The organism is Leuconostoc sp. BM2, from assembly GCF_002095565.1.
GTDB lineage: Bacteria > Bacillota > Bacilli > Lactobacillales > Lactobacillaceae > Leuconostoc > Leuconostoc falkenbergense.
In genome coordinates this window covers 1-3,632 of record NZ_MOWQ01000069.1, presented here as the reverse complement: position 1 = coordinate 3,632, position 3,632 = coordinate 1, and the positions used below count along the sequence as shown (strand labels likewise).

Genomic DNA, 3,632 nt, shown 5'->3' with positions numbered 1-3,632 from the left:
CGTTCAATAACTGCCACACCCTTAACTTTTCCACCGGTATTGATAAACGCCTTTAATTTCGCCTTATCAGGTGTCTTTGTTTCTTTAACGTTGATAAATTCATCTGGAATACGTGATGTTTCTGGATCAATTTCAACCGCTACGCTACGCCTAATCGTGAATAGTGATGTGTGGGTACGCAGTTCTTTAACACCGGCTTTTTCCATAACAAACGCCACGTAATTTAGCAATCGTTCAAGTGATTTCTTTTCTGACTTAACACGTTCTTGATTCATTTTGATACGTGCGGTTAGAATATCAATTGTTTCCTGAATGTTTGTAGCCACGGAATATAGTCCGTCAATCTTTGCGTCTTTATCTAGTGAAGCGACTGTGTCTTCAAATGTTTGCGTATCAATTTGTTCATCTTCAAGCATCTTTTTTAGCTTGATTTCAAAATCAGTTAATTCACTCAATGTTGGCATTATTTTGTTCCTTTCTGGGTATATTTACTTATGTCAATGCGCGTAACACGATCTGGATCAATATTGACATACCTGCGATTGTATAAATCGTACAATTGTGAGTAAGTAAATATACCATCGTAGTATTGAAATAAATCGGTTTTACTATTCTCTCCGAATAGTCTGACAAATTTTTCTTTCCTAATATGTTCGTGAAATTTGTCGCCTATACCGTCAATACGAATATCCAAGTGTTCAAACTCTTCATTTATTTTATATAGTTTATACTCTGACCGCCATAACAATAAACCACTGATTATTGTTGCGTAAATCGCTATCCAAATCATTTATCAACCCTCCACAATCACGATTTCCATAAAAATAGCAATTCGTTCTTCATAACTGTGCAGCTCATCCAACTTACTTTGAATAGATAAATTAGTGTCACTCACTAATTTCAAACTGTTATCAATATCAGATAGCTTTGTTACCAGTGACTTTTTGATTGCAGAAATTTCTTTAACCGTTGCTTTCTTTTTCTTTTCGATTAGATCATTAGCGACCTTTTGAAATTTAGCAAAACTTGCAGCATCTAAAATGACATTGTTTGAAATACTGTATGCTGTGACATAGGCGTGGTCTTTAACATCTGTTACCACAACAATGTTTCCATTGCTCCACTTCTGAACATTATCAATTTCATTAACCAACCGTGGTTGTGAGTTGAAAAATGTTTGCGCCCATTGTAGTTGATTATTGAACACGTTGAATCGCTCACGTAAACGGTCTTTAAAGTGTTCTGTTGTTTTATAGCTGTTGCTTAGTTCTTTGTAGTTCATAATGGTATTGCCCTTCCAAATTTAAACAGCTTCAACTGTTGTGTTGTCTCTTTACTCAATTTATTTATGACCGCTTGTGCGTCAATCTGATTGCCATAAGTTGTACCAGATGTTTCCCACTCGTCATTATCTGTCTTGCGATAACCCACGATGTATACTTGTTTGTCTATTACTTTCATGAATCTCCCTTCTAAATGTTATAATGTTAAAAAACGATTGGATAACTAAGCATGACATTGCTATTACTTCACGCTTTAATCTATTTGATGATTATTCTACTGCTGATTACTCTTCTGATTGGCTTTTTAATACATAGTCATGGCACGAAAGTAATTTCTATTTTTGGTATAACGGTGCAGATATTGATACTTGCCTTTATAAATCATTATTGAGTTGAACCACGCTTTGCTCCTTTAATCATTCACCCTCCACTGGTAACTGCACCGCTTCTGTTAGTGGGTTAGTCATTCCCCTAATACCTTTGTGCCGTCAATATAAACAGCCCCTTTCCAATCAGTTAGTCTTGATTTTACAGCCAATTTAATAACGCTTTGATAGTTCAAGGGAAATGTACCAAAATCAGGCAATGGATACATATTTGCGTCATAACCAAGAAAATACAACTCATCTTCATTTGTATTTTTTTCATCTAGTAAAAGTTCAACCGTTTTGAATCCCTTGAACAAAGATAATCCACCTTTATATTTTTCGAGTACAGTCTGTTCAGTCATCACTTATCTCCTCCGTGTAAAAACTCATGAATATCATTGCCGATGTCATCGGGTATCATGCGATTGATGTCATCAACTAATAAATCTGCATGCTTATGAATGTTACCGATTACAACACAACATCTGGTTGCCTCATATAAACTATCGTCTCCACAGCTATACTCTCCATACGCTTCATCGTATTCTACAAAACCAACTATCCCATTTTCATCAAAATCTTTTAGAATGTCTCCCTCACAAATTTCAACACCGTCCGCATCTGTCATACCTGTGTATTGTTCAACAATTAGTTCATCGTTATCTAAAATGTTTTGAAAACTATCTCCGATGTCTGCATCGTGCGTAGCCTGTACGTTGTAATAATAACGTTCTGTACTGGTGTCCCACGCTCTAAACTTAATCTCTCGCATAACTATTCACCCAATGCCACGCTCTGTAAGCTAACTATTTTCATCTCATCACACTTTCCACAACTTGCCCATTGCTGATATGATAACCAGCAGAATAGGCAATCTTTTTAATCGTGTTCACGCTGATCATAAAATACTGTGCAAGCACGTCAATTTCAGTAATGTTACTTCTGACCAATGCCCTTAATCTGCGCTTACGTTCTGATGTACGTTGCCGTTCGGATTGCGCATGTGTATCAAAACAATGTGTAAACGCTCCTGAAACTGCTGCTTGCTTATTGACGCGTTTAATTGACTGTCTTTTATATTCTTCGATTGTCATTGTATTCGCCTACAACTACTGCCCTTCCTGCTTCTGGAATCGTGTCATAAACACCATTCAATAAGTTAGCCATTCGTATGGCTTCATCAAAATTTTCATAAGTTTTAAATGTTTTGCCATCTACTCTCAAATCATATTTCAAAAAACACACCTCCATGTGTATACATACAAATCAAGTTCTTGACAATGAGTAAATAAACGTGAGACAATTTGTGCAGAGGTAATAATTTATGGAAACTTATAACCGTGTACGTCAACTTGCTAATGAACATAGATTGTCAATTGCAGAAGTTGAACGTCGTGCAAAACTTGCCCCACAAACAATAGGTAACTGGCGTAGAGTTAACCCATCTGGCGAAGCTCTAGGCAAAGTTGCTACTGTGTTTAACACAACTGTGGATTATTTACTTGGTAGAACTGATAATCGTATGGCTATTACTAGTGATAAACCAGTTGATATATCTGATAGCACCGTAGCACTGTCGTTCAAAAATCATACATTGACCGATAAACAACGCTCTGACCTATCCGTTTATATCAAGACCATGCTAGAAACTAATTATTGGTAAACATATCTGGATCAAAGCCTAAATCAATCACTTCTGATTTGGTTAGTTTTGCTGGAAATGATTTTGCCATATCTGCAATTCCGTAGCTCCCTGTTAATAGGGAGTTTTTTGGTTCATTAAATTTTGTAATTGCATAACGGACACCGTTACCGAATACAGACCATGTATATGCTTGTTCTTTAACCACAAACAAAACTCGTTCATCCCCACCCATATAGCGAGCTAATGCTAATTCTTCTTCTGTCGTGATTGATTCAAGGAAATCTGAATATTTATCGTGACGATTAGCAAGCGTTAGTAGTGGATATTCACTATCAG

General features: G+C 36.4%; 10 protein-coding genes. 1 reads left to right on the top strand and 9 read right to left on the bottom strand.

Features of this window, described 5'->3' with window-relative positions; translation table 11 throughout:
- The 8 genes from BMG01_RS10215 to BMG01_RS11365 form a co-directional block, all read right to left on the bottom strand.
- On the bottom strand, positions 1–464 hold a 464-nt coding region (locus BMG01_RS10215), incomplete at its 3' end, for a siphovirus Gp157 family protein (RefSeq protein WP_084013487.1).
- Positions 464–790: a hypothetical protein gene (locus tag BMG01_RS10210; protein WP_036067041.1), complete on the bottom strand. Its 327-nt coding sequence runs from the start codon at positions 788–790 to the stop codon at positions 464–466. The genes BMG01_RS10210 and BMG01_RS10215, both read right to left, overlap by 1 nt.
- 3 nt (positions 791–793) lie before the next feature.
- Positions 794–1,282: a hypothetical protein gene (locus tag BMG01_RS10205; RefSeq protein WP_084013486.1), complete on the bottom strand. Its 489-nt coding sequence runs from the start codon at positions 1,280–1,282 to the stop codon at positions 794–796.
- Entirely contained in the window at positions 1,279–1,461 is a 183-nt protein-coding gene (locus tag BMG01_RS10200; RefSeq protein ID WP_004912453.1) for a hypothetical protein, read from the bottom strand. Before BMG01_RS10200 ends, BMG01_RS10205 begins: the two co-directional genes overlap by 4 nt.
- A gap of 285 nt (positions 1,462–1,746) precedes the next feature.
- On the bottom strand, positions 1,747–2,013 hold the full coding sequence (locus BMG01_RS10195) for a hypothetical protein (protein ID WP_004912447.1): 267 nt from the start codon (positions 2,011–2,013) through the stop codon (positions 1,747–1,749).
- Positions 2,013–2,423, bottom strand: coding sequence for a YopX family protein (locus BMG01_RS10190; protein ID WP_051000469.1), 411 nt, complete (start codon positions 2,421–2,423; stop codon positions 2,013–2,015). The genes BMG01_RS10195 and BMG01_RS10190 overlap by 1 nt, the downstream gene beginning before the upstream one ends.
- A gap of 40 nt (positions 2,424–2,463) precedes the next feature.
- The gene (locus tag BMG01_RS10185; RefSeq protein ID WP_004912442.1) at positions 2,464–2,745 is read right to left on the bottom strand and encodes a hypothetical protein; all 282 of its coding nucleotides are present in this window, start codon (positions 2,743–2,745) and stop codon (positions 2,464–2,466) included.
- Positions 2,726–2,887 carry a hypothetical protein gene (locus tag BMG01_RS11365; RefSeq protein ID WP_004912440.1) on the bottom strand — a complete coding sequence of 54 codons (162 nt, stop codon included), beginning with the start codon at positions 2,885–2,887 and terminating at the stop codon, positions 2,726–2,728. The genes BMG01_RS10185 and BMG01_RS11365 overlap by 20 nt, the downstream gene beginning before the upstream one ends.
- Before the next feature lie 88 nt (positions 2,888–2,975).
- Here BMG01_RS11365 and BMG01_RS10180 point away from each other — a divergent pair, with 88 nt between their 5' ends.
- On the top strand, positions 2,976–3,314 hold the full coding sequence (locus BMG01_RS10180) for a helix-turn-helix domain-containing protein (RefSeq protein ID WP_004912437.1): 339 nt from the start codon (positions 2,976–2,978) through the stop codon (positions 3,312–3,314).
- Here BMG01_RS10180 and BMG01_RS10175 read toward each other — a convergent pair.
- On the bottom strand, positions 3,301–3,632 hold a 332-nt coding region (locus tag BMG01_RS10175; RefSeq protein ID WP_084013485.1), incomplete at its 5' end, for a hypothetical protein. The genes BMG01_RS10180 and BMG01_RS10175 overlap by 14 nt on opposite strands.